The 16,208-nt window shown below is 71.5% G+C and carries 11 protein-coding genes and 4 pseudogenes; 11 read left to right on the top strand and 4 right to left on the bottom strand.

The annotated features are described in order from the left end of the window. Positions 1–97 precede the first annotated feature (97 nt). From ACWCO3_RS18820 to ACWCO3_RS18810, 3 genes and pseudogenes are all read right to left on the bottom strand, one after another. Positions 98–1,108, bottom strand: a pseudogene (locus ACWCO3_RS18820) (glutamate-cysteine ligase family protein); the annotation flags it as partial. A gap of 157 nt (positions 1,109–1,265) precedes the next feature. Continuing rightward, positions 1,266–2,039, bottom strand: a complete 774-nt coding sequence (locus ACWCO3_RS18815; protein ID WP_450011155.1) for a hypothetical protein — start codon at positions 2,037–2,039, stop codon at positions 1,266–1,268. Between the two features lie 16 nt (positions 2,040–2,055). Beyond that, positions 2,056–2,688 carry an RNA polymerase sigma factor gene (locus ACWCO3_RS18810; protein WP_145781652.1) on the bottom strand — a complete coding sequence of 211 codons (633 nt, stop codon included), beginning with the start codon at positions 2,686–2,688 and terminating at the stop codon, positions 2,056–2,058. 314 nt (positions 2,689–3,002) lie between these two features. Here ACWCO3_RS18810 and ACWCO3_RS18805 point away from each other — a divergent pair. The 7 genes and pseudogenes from ACWCO3_RS18805 to ACWCO3_RS18775 form a co-directional block, all read left to right on the top strand. Beyond that, a pseudogene (locus ACWCO3_RS18805) lies at positions 3,003–3,707 on the top strand (serine/threonine-protein kinase); the annotation flags it as partial. Beyond that, a complete protein-coding gene (locus ACWCO3_RS18800) occupies positions 3,687–4,616 on the top strand; it encodes a bifunctional riboflavin kinase/FAD synthetase (protein WP_450011156.1) in 930 nt (309 codons plus the stop codon). The pseudogene ACWCO3_RS18805 and the gene ACWCO3_RS18800, both read left to right, overlap by 21 nt. Positions 4,617–4,805: 189 nt before the next feature. Further along, entirely contained in the window at positions 4,806–5,075 is a 270-nt protein-coding gene (gene rpsO / locus ACWCO3_RS18795; protein ID WP_030337594.1) for a 30S ribosomal protein S15, read from the top strand. A gap of 228 nt (positions 5,076–5,303) precedes the next feature. After that, the gene (locus tag ACWCO3_RS18790) at positions 5,304–7,685 is read left to right on the top strand and encodes a polyribonucleotide nucleotidyltransferase (RefSeq protein ID WP_357833824.1); all 2,382 of its coding nucleotides are present in this window, start codon (positions 5,304–5,306) and stop codon (positions 7,683–7,685) included. Positions 7,686–7,732: 47 nt separating this feature from the next. Beyond that, positions 7,733–9,130: a M16 family metallopeptidase gene (locus ACWCO3_RS18785; protein ID WP_358048881.1), complete on the top strand. Its 1,398-nt coding sequence runs from the start codon at positions 7,733–7,735 to the stop codon at positions 9,128–9,130. A 140-nt stretch (positions 9,131–9,270) separates the two neighbouring features. Continuing rightward, a complete protein-coding gene (gene dapB / locus ACWCO3_RS18780) occupies positions 9,271–10,038 on the top strand; it encodes a 4-hydroxy-tetrahydrodipicolinate reductase (protein WP_358048879.1) in 768 nt (255 codons plus the stop codon). Positions 10,039–10,123: 85 nt separating this feature from the next. Continuing rightward, a complete protein-coding gene (locus tag ACWCO3_RS18775) occupies positions 10,124–10,594 on the top strand; it encodes a GNAT family N-acetyltransferase (RefSeq protein WP_145784998.1) in 471 nt (156 codons plus the stop codon). 127 nt (positions 10,595–10,721) lie between these two features. Here ACWCO3_RS18775 and ACWCO3_RS18770 read toward each other — a convergent pair whose 3' ends face one another. Further along, positions 10,722–12,824, bottom strand: a complete 2,103-nt coding sequence (locus ACWCO3_RS18770) for an amylo-alpha-1,6-glucosidase (RefSeq protein ID WP_450011151.1) — start codon at positions 12,822–12,824, stop codon at positions 10,722–10,724. A gap of 157 nt (positions 12,825–12,981) precedes the next feature. Here ACWCO3_RS18770 and ACWCO3_RS18765 point away from each other — a divergent pair, with 157 nt between their 5' ends. From ACWCO3_RS18765 to ACWCO3_RS18750, 4 genes and pseudogenes are all read left to right on the top strand, one after another. Beyond that, a complete protein-coding gene (locus ACWCO3_RS18765; RefSeq protein WP_450011149.1) occupies positions 12,982–13,959 on the top strand; it encodes a LacI family DNA-binding transcriptional regulator in 978 nt (325 codons plus the stop codon). Between the two features lie 25 nt (positions 13,960–13,984). After that, complete coding sequence (locus ACWCO3_RS18760) at positions 13,985–15,235, top strand: sugar ABC transporter substrate-binding protein (RefSeq protein ID WP_450011147.1); 1,251 nt, start codon at positions 13,985–13,987, stop codon at positions 15,233–15,235. Next, positions 15,168–16,055 (top strand): annotated as a pseudogene (locus ACWCO3_RS18755) (carbohydrate ABC transporter permease); the annotation flags it as partial. The gene ACWCO3_RS18760 and the pseudogene ACWCO3_RS18755, both read left to right, overlap by 68 nt. A 55-nt stretch (positions 16,056–16,110) precedes the next feature. Beyond that, positions 16,111–16,208: pseudogene (locus ACWCO3_RS18750) on the top strand (aldo/keto reductase); the annotation flags it as partial.

The following is a 16,208-nucleotide window of genomic DNA, read 5'->3' as shown; positions in this document are numbered from 1 at the left end:
ACTGCGGGCACCGCAGCCCTACGGAGTACGCGGCGGACGGAGTGGAACGAAGACATGCATCTCCTTGCCTGGGTGGTGTCTACTTCGGATGGGCGCCCGGGTCGTGGAAGAGGGCACTCAGCACCGTCAGCGGGAGTCGCCAGTCCCGCTCGGGCTGGGCGTCCAGGTAGCGCAGCTCCAGGTATCCGCGCGGCCGCACCGGCGGGAAGAGCGTGCTGACGTGGTAGTCGAGGTCATCGGTGGTGGGCGGCTGCGGCAGAGCGCCGTCGAGCCAGTCGGCGAAGGTCACACCGGGCGGGACGGTCCAGTCCGAGCCGTGCCGACGCCGGCAGAGCAACGGCGCGGCCAGCACGTACCGGATCCAGGTGTCCCTCGGATTCTCAGCGGCGTCGCCGGGCGTCCAGACCGGTCGGGTGCGGGCCGGGTCGATGGCCAGCCAGGCGGCCATCCGGGCACTGGCCCAACCGGTGCGACGCCCTGCGTGCCGGGTGGCGGAGGCGAACGCCGCGAGCAGCGGCGGGCCCACGGCGTGGGCTGCGGCCCACCGGTCGGCAACCTGCTCCGGCTCGCCGGCGTCGAGACAGACCTGCAGGCCGGCGGTGCTGTACATCATGACGCGGCCGGCCGGACCACGCCGGTCGAAGGCGGCGCGCATCGCGCGGTAACGGGGAGTTTCCACCACCGGATGAGGCCGCCGGTGTGGGTCGATGCCGCTGCGGCCAAGGACCAGACCGGCGGCAGCCAGCAGGTCGGTGACCTGGGCAATGTCAGCCTCGGTGGCCTGGATCAACGCGGCGGTCGAGGGTCGGGGCGGGGTGGAGATCTCCAACTGGCCGCCCGGCTCCAGGGTCACCACGCCGCCGTCTCGCAGCGGCTCGGCCGGGCTGGTGGGATCCAACGTGGCGGGGCTGTGCCGCCCCAGCGCCGCCCTCAGCCGCCCCGGGTCGACGGGACGGACGGGATCGGCGGCGTCGTGCACGGTCCATTCCAGTTCGACACCGGTGTGGGTCGGTGGACCGGTCTTGAAGCAGATCCGGGCAAGGTGTCGGCCTGCGGCTGCTGACTCACGCAGGATGGCGCTGCGCTCCAGCTCGGGTGACGTCACCAACGGTCGGGGCCCCCTCTCCAGGTGCCGGCTCAGCGACACCGTGTCACGGTAAACCCACCCACCGACACCCTCGGAGGGCGTGCACGGAGCCACCAACCTCTGTCCGACAGACGAATTTCCCATGCCGGGCGGAACTAACCACCCGGGCGGCCACCGCTCACTGCGGGGTGCGGCGCTCTGACGGGGGGCGCGGCGCTGGGGTCTTCGCCGGTGCGGAGGGCTTCGCTTCCGGCACCACCCGGTGGCAGTACTCCTCGACCCGCTCGGCACCACCGGCGGCGGTCACCAGCCGCTCGAAGCCCGGCGTCCGCAATGCCTTCTCCCGCTGGTCGGGCTTCTTGGCCAGCCACGAACGGCACTGGCCGTGCAACGGGCCGGCGGCCGGGCTGTGGGCCGGTGGCACTGCCGCTGACGGCGTGCCGGGCGACGGTGGGCGGGGCGACGCGGTGTCGCGCGCCGGCGTCGACGCCGGCGACCGGGTGTTGTCTCCGGACCGGGGCGAATCCGGCGTCGGCGACGCTCGGTGCGGTTCCGGTGCGACAGGTACCGGTATCCAGTCCTGTCGGACCGCGGCGAAGGCGGCGCCGGCCGTGGCGGTGACCGCGACCGCGCCGATCCAGGCCGCCGCGCCGGTGGTCAGCCGTCGACGGCGCGCCCGGTGGGGCACCGACGGCGACGGTTCGGCCCGGGCGGCCCGGAACGCGGCCAGCGCGGCCTCCTCTCCGGCCAGTTCCCCGGGTCGGACCGGGCCGGCGGCCGCAGCGAGCAACCGGGCAACCGGCTCGGCCGGGGTGGACCCCGGGACCGGGGGGGACGGCACGTCGGTGTCCACCGGGGTAGCGGCCGATCGAGGCCGGGTGCCCCCCTCGGGCTGGGCGGAGTCGAGCAGCCGTTCGGTGTCGGCGTGGTCGGCCCGCCGGAACGGGTTCATCGGAAATCCCCTCATGTCAGCCGTCCGCCGGCTCGGTGCGCGACGCCCGAAAGGCGGGGCTGCTGCCCGTCCGGGGTGGCGGCACCCCGTCGACCCCGACCGGCAGTTCACCCGAATCCGCCCGCTCCAGCAGGGCTGCGAGCCGTCGCAGGCCTCGGTGGGCGGCGGTCCGGACGGCACCGGCCCGACGGCCCAGCACCCGGCCGGCGGATCCCGCGTCGAGCCCGACCACGGCCCTCAGCAGCACCGCTTCGGCCTCACGGGGAGGGAGGGTGGCGATCAGCGCAAGGGCGGTCTCGGTGCCGATCGTCTCGCTGGCCCCCTCCGCGGTGTCCGCGTCGCTGGCCAGGTGGACGAGCGCCTGCACCGGGACGGGGAGGGCCGGGCGGCGGCGCAGCCGGCGCAGGTGGTCCATCGCCCGGTTACGGGCGATGGTGACGACCCACGCGCGGAACTCGCCACCGGTGAACGTCGGCAGGTCGCGGGATATCTGCAGCCAGGACTCCGAGGCGACGTCCTCGGCGTCCGCGCCGACGAGGGCGGTGAGGTACCGCAGGAGTCCCGGCTGGAGGGTGCGGTAGAGGAAACGGAACGCGTCCTCGTCCCCACCCTGTGCCGCGCTGACCGCCTCCGACAGGTCGCCGGTCATCCGCGACCCGTGGACTGCCCGGGACGTGCCGACCTCTGCTGCCTCACCGAGGCAGACCACGGGGAACGAGACGCCGAACCGACCAGTTCCCGCACCCGTACCGCCCCCCGCCGCTCTGATCGCGCCCGCGACCCGGGTGGACCGGGCCGGATGTCCGGGCCACCGCCACGGTGGTCGGCGGCGCGCGCCGAAGTCGCCGGGGACCCGAGCCGGGCTAACGCTAGGAGGGGACCGGCGACGCGACAAGCCGGCACCGCGTCACGGAAGAGTGACAATTATCAACCCTGCCGAACGGCGCGTCGGCGTAACAATCCGTGACCCGGGGCAGTGATCCATGCTCGGTCCCGGCTTTTGGCGGCCCGTCGGGCGTCCGCGCGCGCAGGGATGTCAGCTTTGGTCACCGCACGTCGTCACCGCGTCACAGGAACGTGGCGTCCACACAGGTCAGGGCGGACGCCACGAGGCGTGTCACCCGCGCGGACGACAGGCTGCGGTGCGCCGTACAGCGCCACTCTAGGTACGGTAATGCGGTGTTGTCATCGGAGGTCGTGCTCAGCGGTCGCTACCGCTTGGACGAACGTGTCGCCACTGGCGGTATGGGCGACGTCTGGCGTGCCTCCGACCTGATCCTCGGCCGGCAGGTCGCGGTCAAGGTTCTGCTGCCCGCACTGGTCTCCGACCCGGATTTCATCGCCCGGTTCCGGGCCGAGGCCCGGATCATGGCGGCGCTGCGTCACCCGGGCATCGTGCAGGTCTTCGACTGCGGCGCCGACGACCTGCCCGACGACGGCGGCCGAGCAGACTACCTCGTGATGGAGTTCGTCGCCGGCGAGCCGCTGTCCAAGCGGATCGAGACGGCTGGCCGGCTCGACGTGGCCGAGACGATGTCGATCGTGGCCCAGGCGGCCGCCGCGCTCAACGCCGCGCACCGCGGTGGCATCGTGCACCGGGACGTCAAGCCCAGCAACCTGCTGGTGCAGGAGGACGGCACCGTCGTCCTGGTGGACTTCGGTGTGGCCCGTTCCACCGCCGGCGGGTGGGGGCGTTCGGTCGTCACCATCGGCGTCTTCGACGGCGTGCACAAGGGGCACCAGGCGACCATCGGGCACGCCGTGGCCCGAGCCCGGGAGTTGGGCGTGCAGTCGGTGGTGGTGACCTTCGACCCGCATCCGGCCGAGGTGGTCCGGCCCGGCTCGCACCCGGCGGTGCTCACCGAACCGGCCCGCAAGGCCGAGTTGATCGAGGCACTCGGCGTGGACGTGCTCTGCGTGGTGCCGTTCACTCCGGAGTTCTCCCGGCTGCCGGCCGAACAGTTCGTGCACGACGTCCTGGTCGAGCACCTGCACGCGGCGTTGGTGGTGGTCGGTGCCAACTTCCGTTTCGGGCACCGGGCGGCCGGCGACGTGGCGCTGCTGGAGCAGTTGGGCCGCACCTTCGGCTTCGGCGTGGAGGGTGGCCCCCTGGTCGCCGAGGACGGCACCGTCTTCTCCTCCACGTACATCCGCTCCTGCGTCGACGCGGGTGACGTGGGCGCGGCCGCCGCCGCGCTGGGCCGCCCCCATCGCCTGGAGGGAGTGGTGGTCCGCGGCGACCAGCGGGGTCGGGAGCTGGGCTTCCCCACCGCCAACCTGCTCTGCCACAGGTACGCGGCGGTGCCCGCCGACGGGGTGTACGCGGCCCGGCTGATCCGCCGCGGGCAACGTGAGCCACTGATGGCGGCGGTGTCCGTGGGCACCAACCCGACCTTCTCCGGCCGGGAGCGGCGGGTCGAGGCGTACGCGCTGGACTTCTCCGGCGACCTGTACGGCGAGCGCCTGGCCCTGGACTTCGTGGCGCACCTGCGCGGCCAGGTCCGGTACGACTCGATCGAGCCGTTGATCGCCCAGATGAATCAGGACGTCGAGCGCACCCGGCACGCCCTGGCCTGATCGGCGGGCCCGGCGCCGGCCCTTGGCCGGGTGTTACCGGCGAGTGCTGGTAGTCTTGCCGGGACGTCGGGTGACCGGCGTGGGGCCTCGCGTGCCTGCTCGACGCCGCGGGTGCGAGGTACCGGTCCGTTCCCGGTCCATCGGGACGACGGACAACCTACTTGATCAACCCATCGAAACAGGGAGAACATGGCGCTCGACCAGGAAGCCAAGGCCAGCATCCGCGCGGAGTACGCGACCGCCGAGGGCGACACCGGTTCGCCGGAGGTTCAGGTCGCGGTCCTCACCAAGCGGATCGCCGAGCTGACCGAGCACCTGAAGGTGCACAAGCACGACCACCACAGCCGCCGTGGGCTGCTGCTGCTGGTCGGCCGTCGCCGTCGGCTGCTCAACTACGTCCAGAAGAAGGACATTGCCCGCTACCGGTCGCTCATCGAGCGGCTCGGCCTGCGCCGGTGACGTGACGGGGGAGTGGCCGACCGGTCGCTCCCCCGTACCGCGTCCCCACCAGAAGAAACATGGGCCGCGCGACCACCCGAGAGGGAGCCGGTCAGCGTACCGGTCTCCGGTAGTGGCCCCCGGGAACCCCGGCAACATGCCGGCACCCCGGGCGCTTCGATCGAAGACCGGCCGGCTGAGCAGCTCCCCGATGTCGTGGGCCCACGACGCGAAGGAGCACGACAGCACATGACCGAGACCAAACTCGGCACCGAATCCCGCACCGCCGTGATCGACAACGGGTCCTTCGGCACCCGTGAGATCACCTTCTCCACCGGCCGGCTGGCTCGCCAGGCCGCCGGTTCCGTCATCGCCCAGCTGGGCGAGACGGTCGTTCTCTCCGCCACGACCGCCGGTAAGCACCCGAAGGAGCAGTTCGACTTCTTCCCGCTGACCGTCGACGTCGAGGAGCGGATGTACGCCGCGGGCCGTATCCCCGGCTCGTTCTTCCGCCGTGAGGGCCGGCCCAGCGAGGACGCGATCCTCACCTGCCGCCTGATCGACCGGCCGCTGCGCCCGTCCTTCGTCAAGGGCCTGCGCAACGAGGTCCAGGTCGTCGAGACCGTCCTCGCGCTCGACCCGCAGCACCCGTACGACGTCGTGGCGATCAACGCCGCCTCGATGTCGACCAAGCTCTCCGGCCTTCCGTTCTCCGGCCCGATCGGTGCGACCCGCGTCGCCCACATCGACGGCCAGTGGGTCGCCTTCCCGACCCTGGAGGAGCTGGCCCGTGCCACCTTCGACATGGTCGTGGCCGGCCGCACCCTCGAGGATGGCGACGTCGCCATCATGATGGTGGAGGCCGAGGCCACGCCGAACGCCGTCGCCCTCATCTCGGCCGGCGCCACCGCCCCGACCGAGGAGATCGTCGCCAGCGGCCTGGAGGCCGCCAAGCCGGCGATCCGTGAGCTGTGCCGCGCGCAGAGCGAGCTGGCCGAGGTCGCCGCCAAGCCGGTCACCGAGTTCCCGGTCTTCCTGGACTACCAGGACGACGTGTACGACGCCGTCGCCGAGTTCGCCCGCGGCGACGTGGCCGAGGCGATCACCATCGCCGGTAAGGCCGACCGCGAGGAGGCCCTGGACCGGGTCAAGGCCCGGGTCGCCGAGGAGCTGGGCGGTCGGTTCGAGGGTCGGGAGAAGGAGCTCAGCGCCGCCTTCCGGTCGCTGACCAAGTCCGAGGTGCGCAACCGCGTGCTGCGCGAGCAGGTCCGCATGGACGGCCGTGGCCCGCGCGACATTCGGGCGCTGACCGCCGAGGTCGGCGTGCTGCCCCGGGTGCACGGTTCGGCGCTGTTCGAGCGGGGCGAGACCCAGATCCTGGGCGTCACCACGCTGAACATGCTCCGCATGGAGCAGATGGTGGACACGCTGTCCCCCGAGAACCGCAAGCGTTACATGCACAACTACAACTTCCCGCCGTACTCGACCGGTGAGACCGGCCGGGTCGGCTCGCCGAAGCGTCGCGAGATCGGCCACGGCGCTCTCGCCGAACGCGCGCTGATCCCGGTGCTGCCGACGCGCGAGGAGTTCCCGTACGCCATCCGCCAGGTGTCCGAGGCCCTCGGTTCCAACGGCTCCACCTCGATGGGTTCGGTCTGCGCGTCGACGCTGGGCCTGCTCTCCGCGGGTGTCCCGCTGAAGGCGCCGGTCGCCGGCATCGCGATGGGCCTCATCTCCGACGAGGTGGACGGCAAGACCCAGTACGTGACGCTGACCGACATCCTCGGTGCCGAGGACGCGTTCGGTGACATGGACTTCAAGGTCGCCGGCACCCCGGAGTTCGTCACCGCGCTCCAGCTCGACACCAAGCTCAACGGCATCCCGTCGGACGTGCTGGCTGCCGCGCTGCAGCAGGCGAACGAGGCCCGGCAGGTCATCCTCGGTGTGATGAAGGCGGCGATCGAGGCTCCGGCCGAGATGTCGGACTACGCCCCGCGCGTCACCACCGTCAAGATCCCGGTGGACAAGATCGGCATGGTGATCGGCCCGAAGGGTCAGACCATCAACGCGATCCAGGACGAGACCGGCGCCGAGATCTCCATCGAGGACGACGGCACGATCTACGTCGGCGCCACCAACGGCCCGTCGGCCCAGGCGGCCGTCGACCGGATCAACGGGATCGCCAACCCGACGCTGCCGAAGCAGGGCGAGCGGTTCCTCGGCACGGTGGTCAAGACCGCCGCGTTCGGTGCGTTCATCTCGCTGCTGCCGGGCCGCGACGGCCTGCTGCACATCTCCAAGGTGGGCGACGGCAAGCGGGTCGAGCGCGTCGAGGACTTCCTCAACGTCGGCGACCGGGTCGAGGTCGAGATCGCGGACATCGACGCCCGCGGCAAGATCTACCTGGACAAGGTCCGTCCGGAGGGCGCCGAGGCGCCGGCCGCCGGTGAGGCTGCCGGTGGCGACCGCCCCGCTGGTCGTGACCGTGGCGACCGGGCTCCGCGTGACCGCGGTGACCGTGAGCGTGGCGGCGACCGGGGCGGGCGTGGCCCGGAGCGTGGCGGCGAGGGCGGCGGCGGCGAGGGTGGCGAGGGCGGCGAGCGTCCGCGCCGCCGGACCCGGCACAGCTGACCAGTAGCACCTGCGACACCCACCCCTCGTCGAACCGGGAGCAACACGTGAGTCGGGCCTTCAGTGCGCCGTTTCCGCCGGATCGACGGGGGGTGGCCCCTTCTCGGGCCGCAGGGGTGGGCCGCTCCGGCGGCACCACCCGCGCGGTGACCCGGACGCTCAGCGACGACCCGCTGGGCGGCACGGTACGACGTACCGTGCTGCCCAGCGGCCTGCGCGTGCTCACCGAGGCGATCCCCGCGATGCGCAGCGTCTCGTTCGGCATCTGGGTGGCGGTCGGCTCCCGCGACGAGACCGGCCCGCAGGCCGGCGCCGCGCACTTCCTCGAACACCTGCTCTTCAAGGGCACCAACAAGCGCAACGCCCTGGAGATCTCCTCGCAGATCGAGGCGGTGGGCGGTGAGACCAACGCCTTCACCACGAAGGAATACACCTGCTACTACGCCCGCGTGCTGGACGAGGACCTGCCGCTGGCGATCGACGTGATGTGCGACCTGGTCGCCGACTCGCTGTTGGAACCGGCCGACGTCGAGACCGAACGCGGCGTGATCCTCGAAGAGATCGCCATGCACGACGACGAACCCGGTGACGAGGTGCACGACCTCTTCGTCCAGGCGGTCTACGGCGACCACCCGCTGGGCCGGCTGATCTCCGGCACCGCGGAGACCGTCACGCCGATGACCCGGCGGCAGATCCAGAACTTCTACCGGGGCCGCTACACGGCACCGCAGATCGTCATCGCCGCCGCCGGCAACCTCGACCACGCCACAGTGGTCAAGCTGGTCCGCCAGGCGGTGCGGGGCACCCCCCTGGACAGCGACCCGGCCACCCCGGCGCCGTACCGCGCGGCGACGCCAGCGGTACGCACCAAGCCGGCGACCACCGTCGTGGAGCCGAAGGAGACCGAGCAGGCGCACGTCATCCTCGGCTGCCCCGGCATCGACCGCCTCGACGAGCGGCGCTTCGCTCTCGGGGTGCTCAACAACGTGCTCGGCGGCGGCATGTCCAGCCGCCTGTTCCAGGAGATCCGCGAACAGCGCGGCCTGGCGTACTCGGTCTACTCCTACGCGAGCCAGTACGCCGACACCGGCCTGTTCGCCGTCTACGCCGGCTGCGCGCCGGGCAAGGTGGACGAGGTGCTGGCTCTGACCCGCGCCGAGCTGGCCCGGGTCGCCGCCGAAGGGTTGACCGAGGCCGAGGTGGCGCGGGGCAAGGGGATGAGCAAGGGCTCGTTCGTCCTCGGCCTGGAGGACACCGGTTCCCGCATGAGTCGGCTGGCCAAGGGTGAGCTGCTCTACGGCGACCTGATGCCGGTCGACGAGTTGCTCCGTCGGGTCGACGAGGTGACCGTGGAGGACGTGAACGTCCTCGCCGCCGAGCTGCTCAGCCGACCGATGTCGCTTGCCGTCGTGGGCCCCTTCGGCGAGGGCGACTTCGCAGTCTGAGATCGCGGCGCGGCCTGGTCGTCCCGCCGTGGGCTTCGACCCAGGCGCGCGCGGAGCCCTTTCGGCCTGGTCGTCCCGGGCGGTGGAGCCGACCGTATCCGGCCCGAGGGGCACGTCCCGATTGGGATAGGTTGTGCCCCGTGACTGACGAGCAGGAGAAGACCCCCGCCGGGCTGGTGCGGGTCGGTGTGTTTGGTGCCCGTGGCCGGATGGGCGTCGAGGTCTGCAAGGCGGTCGACGCCGCCGACGACCTGACCCTGGTGGCGTCGATCGACCAGGGCGACGACCGTTCCGCCGTCGCCACCGCCGAGGTGGTCGTCGACTTCACCACGCCGGACGTCGTCATGGGCAACCTGAAGTGGTGCATTGACCAGGGCATCAGCGCGGTGGTCGGCACCACCGGCTTCACCGAGCAGCGGCTGGAGCAGGTGCGCGGCTGGCTCGCCGACAAGCCCGAGGTGGGCGTGGTGATCGCCCCGAACTTCGGCATCGGCGCGGTGCTGATGATGCAGTTCGCCGCGCGGGCCGCCCGGCACTTCGAGTCCGTCGAGATCATCGAGCAGCACCACCCGCGCAAGTTGGACGCCCCGAGTGGCACCGCCACGCACACCGCCCGGCAGATCGCCCGGGCCCGCGCCGAGGCCGGCCTCGGCCCGGTGCCGGACGCCACCAAGGACGAGGTTCCGGGTGCGCGCGGCGCCGACATCGACGGGGTACGCGTCCACGCCGTCCGCGCCACCGGGCTCGTCGCCCATCAGGAGGTGCTGTTCGGCGGTACCGGCGAGACGCTGACCATCCGGCACGACTCGTACGACCGGGTGTCGTTCATGCCCGGTGTGCTGCTGGCCGTCCGCGCGGTGCGCAACCGTCCCGGCCTCACCGTCGGCCTGGACGCCCTGCTCGACTGAGCCCGCGCAGATCGTGGACAGTTTCCGTTCGCGCTGACGGAAAACTGTCCACGATTTCGGAGCGCCGGCCGGTAGCATCCGCCGGATGATCGATTCGGGACACCTTGACCGGAGCGGGCGGCGGGTCACGCTGCGGCCGGTCGACGACGACAACTGGCGGGCGGTGGCCGATGTCGCCCCGCGCGACGACCAACGCCGTTTCGTGGCCGCACTGGGCGCGCGTTACCTGCTGCTGAGCACCCGTTCCGAGGTGTGGAACTCCCTGGCCGTCTACGCCGACGAGACCGTCGTCGGGCACGTCATGTGGGGTGTGGACGACGACGGCTCGCACTGGATCGGCGGAATGCTGATCGACGCCGCCGAGCAGGGCCAAGGCGTCGGTCGGGCGACGGTGCAGACGCTGGCCCCCTGGCTGGCCACCCGGGAGGGCAACCCCCCGGTCCGTCTCTCCTACCACCCCGACAACACCCCAGCAGCAGCCCTCTACGAATCCCTGGGCTTCCACCCCACCGGCGCGGTAGACGACGAAGAGCTGATCACCGAACTCCGCCCCTAACTCCCCGACCCCACCCCGCCCACCCCTGAGCCCGTTGATCATGAAGTTATCGTCACGACACGCCGCGTCAGGTGACGACAACTTCATGATCGACGCGGTCCGGGAGGGCAGGGGGTCGGGGCAGGGGTTAGTGGAGGGCTGGGGTGGTGGGGCGGCGTTGGGTGGGGACGGTTGGGGTCAGCGGGGCGGGGAGGCCGGTGACTGTGGCTTCGCCGGTGTGGTCGACCGTGACGGTCACGGAGGCGTCGCCGACGCGCAGTCCGTCGACGTGCAACCCGCCCAGTTCGGGCCCGGCCAGAGGAGCCAACCGGACCGTGCCGCCGGGCACGTCCGGGTAGAGGCCGGTCGCCGCCTGGAGCAGCAGCACCGCGCCGGCAGCGGCCCACGCCTGTGGGCGGCACGAGGCCGGGTACGGCACCGGGCGGTGCAGCAGTGACCGGTCGTCGCCGCCGTACAGCTCCGGCAGCCGGTAGTCGAACGCCTCTGCCGCGCTGAGCAGCCCCTCGGCCAGGCCGAGCGCGGCCGTGCGGTGCCCGGCGCGAGCCAGACCGCCGAGCACGATAGCGGTGTCGTGGGTCCAGATCGAACCGCAGTGGTACGACAGCGGGCTGAAGCCGGCGTCGTCGGTGGCCATGGTCCGTAGCCCGAATCCCCCGGTGAGGGTGTCGGTGGTGAGCAGCCTGGCGATCTGGGCCTCTTCGTCGCGGTCGAGCAGACCGGTGCCGAGCAGGTGACCGATGTTGCTGGTCAACGAGTCGACGGGGCGCTTGTCCCGGTCGAGCGCGAGGGCGGGCTGAGGGCCGTACCGGCCGTCGACCCAGAAACTGTCCCGGAACCGGCGGACCAACCCGGCGGCGTGTTCGCGCCAGCGGTCGGCGCCCGGTCGGCCGAAGGCGTCCAGCAGGGCGGCGCCGTTCATCGCCGCCTCGTGTGCGTACCCCTGCACCTCGGCCAGCACGATCGGCGCGGTGGCTAGGGTGCCGTCGTGGAAGCGGACGGCGTCGCCGGAGTCCTTCCAGCCCTGGTTGGACAGTCCGTGCCCGGTGGTGTCGACGTACTCGACCAGGCCGTCACCGTCCGGGTCGGCGTGCTCGCCGAGCCAGCCCAGCGCCGCCTCCAGGTGCGGCAGCAGCGGCTCGATCTGCTCGGCGGGCAGACCCCAGCGCCACGCGTCGTGCAGCAGGTTGACCCAGAGCATTGTGGCGTCGACGGTGCCGTAGTACGCGGGTGGAAGGCGCAGGCCGTTGCCGGGCACCGTGAACTCGTGCCGGCGCAGCTCGTGCAGGATCTTGCCGGGGGCCTCGCCGGTCGCCGGGTCGACCCGGGTGCCCTGCCTGCGGGCGAGTACGCGCAGGGTGCCGGCGGCGAGGTCGGTGCCGAGCGGCAGCATCATCCGGGCGGCCCAGAGGCTGTCCCGGCCGAACAGGGTGAGGAACCAGGGCACCCCGGCGGCGAGGAACACGTCGGTCGGCGCGCCGGTCTCGGCCAGCCGTAGGCCGCGCAGGTCGTCCAGGCTGCGGTTCAGCAGTCGGACCAGGCGGCGGTCGTCGGCGGTCACCTCGGGCCGAGACCACTCGGGGTCGCCGGCCGGGCCGATGACGACGGCGCGCGGATCTTCGACGGTCAGCTTCCAGCTGAGCACGGTCTCGCCGCCGGGGGGCAGGTCGACCGGCCAGGCCAGCCGGGGCGCGGTGGCGCGTTCGGCGGTGGCCAGCACCTCCGCGCCCGGTGCGCTGACGGTGACGGTGATTCCGGCTGCCGACCAGGTGAGCAGGCCCGGCTGACCGGTCTTGGCTTCCAACGCGGTGGTGGTGCCACCGGACTTGACGGCTTCGATGGGTGCGAGGTCGCAGCCGAGGTCGACGGTGACGGTGGCCCGTACGCCGACAGTGGCGGTGGAGACGATCCGCAGCTCCTCGGTGAGACCGTTGCGGGTGGCCCGGCGGAGACGTTCGACGCGGACGGTCGGGTCGGGCGTGGGGTCGCCGAGCCAGCGGGCCAGGCCGACGAACCGTGCGCCGTGTGGGCCGTCGTCGCCGCGGGTCAGCCCTTCGAGTTCCCGCTCGTCGACGCGCAACTCGGCACGGGAGAGCACCCGGGCGTCGGCGTGGAAGACGCCCTGGACGCCGGTCGGGCGGATCTGCCCTGTCGCGTCCCCCAGCGCGCTGGTCGGGGCGAGGACCACCCCGGCCAACTCGTGCAGGAGGGGTTGCAGCTGGCGTTCGATCACGGTGTGGCTCCAGATCCTCGGGGTGCGGGGCGGACGTCTTGACATCGCGACCCGGGCCGTGCAAAGTGCGAAACATTCCAGAAACTTGAACGATCTAATCCTGCCTTATCCAAATTGGATCGTTCAAGATGGCGAGAGGGATTAAGTGGCCGAAAAGGTGACCATAGCGACGGTGGCCCGGCACGCCCGAGTCAGCCGGCAGACGGTGTCCAACGTCCTCAACAGCCCGCACATCGTGCGGCAGGAGACCCGTCAGCGGGTCCAGGACGCGATCAACGCGCTCGGCTATCGGGCCAACCAGGCCGCCCGACAGATGCGCACCGGCCGGTCCCGACTGATCGCCGCGCGGATCGAGCCGACCCGCGACGGAATCAACGGCTCGGTACTCGACCGCTTTCTGCACGGTCTCACCGAGACCGCCGACGCCGCCGGCTACCGGGTGCTTCTCTATACCGCCACCGACCACGACCGGGAGATCGCCACCTACGACGATCTGCTCGGCACGTACGAGCTGGACGCGTTCGTGCTGGTTGGCACCACGCACGGCGACCCGCGTACCGCCTGGCTCGCCGACCGGAACGTGCCGTTCGTGACCTTCGGCCGCCCGTGGGACACGCTCGACGCGCATCCCTGGGTGGACGTGGACGGTGCCGCCGGCACCGCCCGGGCCACCCGGCACCTGCTGGACGCCGGCCACCGACGGATCGCCTTCCTCGGCTGGCCGGTCGGCTCCGGCGTCGGCGACGACCGGCGTGCCGGCTGGCAGGACACGCTGCGCGCGGCCGACGTCGACCCGACCGGACTGCACCGGGAGACCGAGGACGGCATCGCCGAGGGCGAACGACTGATGCGCGACCTGCTCGACGCCGTGGCACCGACCGCAGTGGTCTGCGCCAGCGACTCACTCGCCCTCGGCGCGCTCCAGGCGATCCGCGGCATCGACCCGCCGGTGTCGGTGATCGGCTTCGACGACACACCGGTCGCCGCAGCGGTCGGGCTGACCAGCGTCAGCCAACCGCTGGGCGAGGCCGCCGCCCGCTGCGTGGACCTGCTCACCGGGGTCCTCGACGACGACCACCAGACCCCCGCCCCCGTGCTGCTCCAGCCCGCGCTGGCGCTGCGGCACACCGCGTAGTCCCACCCCCCACCAGGAGAAACCCATGGCACCTCGAATCATCACCCGGGCGGCGGTGGCCGGCCTCGCCGCCGTCGCGCTCCTCGGCTCCGCGGCCTGCGGCAGCGGCTTCGACGACTCATCCGGCGACACCGCCCAGTCCAGCGGCCCGGCCAGCCTGCAGATCCTGATCGGCTCGTCCGGTGACGCCGAGACCACTGCGGTGAAGGAGGCCGCGGCGAAGTGGGCCAGCGGTTCCGGCAGCACCGCGACGGTCACGCCGGCGCAGGACCTCACCCAGCAGCTCGGTCAGGCTCTGGCGGGCGGGACCCCGCCGGACGTCTTCTACGTGGACGCGGCCCAGTTCGCCGACTACGCCAGCGTCGGCGCCCTGGAACCGTACGGCGACAAGATCAGCAACTCCGGTGACTTCTACGAGAGCCTGCGCACCACCTTCACGTACGACGGCAAGCTCTACTGCGCGCCCAAGGACTTCTCCACGCTGGCCCTGCAGATCAACACCGACCTGTGGGCCAAGGCCGGGCTGACCGACGCCGACATGCCGACGACCTGGGACCAGTTCACCACGGTCGCCCAGAAGATCAAGGCGAAGGGGCAGGTGCCGCTCGCCCTCGGCGACACCCGGGACCGGATCGGCGCCTTCATGGTGCAGAACGGTGGCTGGCTGACGAGCAAGGACGGCAAGCAGCCCACGGCCGACACCCCGGAGAACCTGGCCGCCCTCCAGTACGTCAAGACCATGCTCACCACCGGCCTGGCGAAGTACCCGAAGCAGCTCGACGCCGGCTGGTCCGGTGAGGCGTTCGGCAAGGGCAAGGCCGTGATGACCATTGAGGGCAACTGGATCAAGGGTGCCCTGCAGAACGACTTCCCGAACGTGAAGTACAAGGTGGTGGCGCTGCCGGCCGGTCCCAAGGGGCAGGGCACCCTGTCCTTCACCCAGTGCTGGGGTGTCGCCGCCAAGAGCAAGTACAAGGATCAGGCGATCAAATTCGTCGAGGCGATGACCAGCGGCGAGCAGCAGATGGCCTTCGCGAAGGCGTTCGGCGTCATGCCGTCCCGGCAGTCCGCGGGCGAGCAGTACACCAGCGCCTTCCCGGCCGACAAGCCGTTCATCGACGGCGCCGCGTACGCCCAGGGCCCGGTGAACGCCCCGAAGATGGACAGCGTCCTCAAGGACCTCGACACCGGTCTGCAGGGGTTGGCCAATGGCGACCCGAAGACCGTCCTGCAGAACTTCGACAAGAACGCCAAGGCGGCGCTCGGCGGCAGCTGAGGTGTCGGCGGGGCCCGGGCGAACGCCTGGGCCCCGCCGCACGTCGGCCCGAGAAAGGGAGGGAGGAACGATGGCAACCGAGACACTGACCGCCGTGGCGACCACGCCGGGGTCGGAGCCCCGCCGACGCCGAGGCGGCATCCGGAGCAACGAGACAGTCGCCGGCTGGCTCTTCGTCGCACCGGTGATCGTCATTCTGGGGCTGTTCCTGCTGCTGCCGATCCTGATGGCGCTCTGGGTCAGCCTGACCGACTGGAACGGCCAGGGCAGTCCCTTCACCGGCGACGTCCCGTTCGTCGGCGCGGACAACTACACACGTCTGTTCGCCGAGGACGGGCTGGCCCGCCGCGACTTCATGACGAGCATCCGCAACAACATCTACTACGTGGCGATCGTGGTGCCGGCGCAGACAGTGCTTGCGCTCGGGCTGGCCCTGGTCGTCAACAACCGGATGCTGAAGGGCAAGAGCTTCTTCCGCAGCGCCTTCTACTTCCCCTCGGTCACTAGTTCGGTGGCGATCAGCGTGGTGTTCCTGTTCCTCTTCGCCAACTCCGGCGCGGTGAACGCGCTGCTCGGCTTCTTCGGGATCGACGGGCCGGAGTGGTTCGCCGACTCCCGGGGTGTGCTGCACCTGCTGTTCGGCGTCGTCGGCGTCGACTCGCCGCCGGCGGCACTCACCGACGGCGGCCCGTTCGGGTTGACCTGGTGGGACTGGTTGGCCGGCCCCAGCGTGGCGATGATCTCGATCATCACGTTGGTCGTCTGGACCACGTCCGGCACGTTCATGCTGATGTTCCTGGCCGGCCTGCAGAACGTGCCCGTCGCGTTGGACGAGGCCAGCACCCTCGACGGGGCGTCCCGGTGGCAGCGGTTCCGACACCCTCGCCGCCCTGGACGACCTGGTGCGCGACGGCAAGGTGCGCTACCTGGGCAACTCCAACTTCGCCGGGTGGCAGATCGCCGACGCGGACTG

This window comes from Micromonospora sp. NPDC002411, from assembly GCF_053592955.1.
Note: the sequence above shows the minus strand (reverse complement) of the source record. Positions and strands in the feature narration are given on the sequence as shown.